The organism is Vibrio sp. 2033, assembly GCF_033339735.1.
This window is the reverse complement of the sequence record NZ_JAWOVC010000269.1, coordinates 1-769: the sequence shown is the minus strand read 5'-3', so window position 1 is coordinate 769 and position 769 is coordinate 1. Positions and strand designations below refer to the sequence as shown.

Genomic DNA, 769 nt, shown 5'->3' with positions numbered 1-769 from the left:
TAACGCTGTTGAGCCAGTCTATCAGCACGCGCACCGTTTACTTACATCTGCCAAACAGATGAAGAAAGACCGTTTGGAAGTCGGCTATGGGTATATTCAGTTTATTGCGCCTGACGAATTGTTGTCTTCGCTGCCTGAGTGTGATTTGTTGCTAGTTGATGAAGCGGCTGCGATTCCCGTCCCGATGCTCAAACAAATCACCGAGCATTATCATCGTTTGGTCTTTTCTAGCACGATTCATGGCTATGAAGGCTGCGGACGTGGCTTCACGTTGAAGTTCATTGAATGGTTGCAACAACAACGACCTGGCATGAAGACGTATCACATGCAGCAGCCAATTCGTTGGAGCGTAGATGATAAGTTAGAAACGTGGTTGTATGACGCTTTTATCTTGAACGCGGAATTATCGCCGCAATCCATTGAAGGCATGGCGAACGTATCGTTGAACAAAGTGGACAAGCAAGCACTGGTTCACCAACCCAACTTACTACGCGAATGCTTTGCTTTACTGGTTAATGCTCATTATCAAACCTCACCGAATGATTTGCTCCATTTACTGCGAGATGACAACAGCTCCGTTTATCTCGCGATGGATAAACAAAATATCATCGGAGTCATTCTCACGGTTGAGGAGGGCGGTCTTGATGACGAGTTAATTGAAGCCGTTCAACTTGGTCAACGTCGTCCTAAAGGGCATTTGACGCCAATCACCATCATCAATCAACTTGGTTTGGTAAAGGTAGGCAGGCTTATTACTTCACGAGTGATG

At 45.9% G+C, this 769-nt stretch carries 1 protein-coding gene; it reads left to right on the top strand.

All coding sequences use genetic code 11. The features are described from left to right. A partial coding sequence (locus R7P74_RS26010; protein WP_318123539.1) for a GNAT family N-acetyltransferase occupies positions 1-769 on the top strand: 769 nt, incomplete at both ends.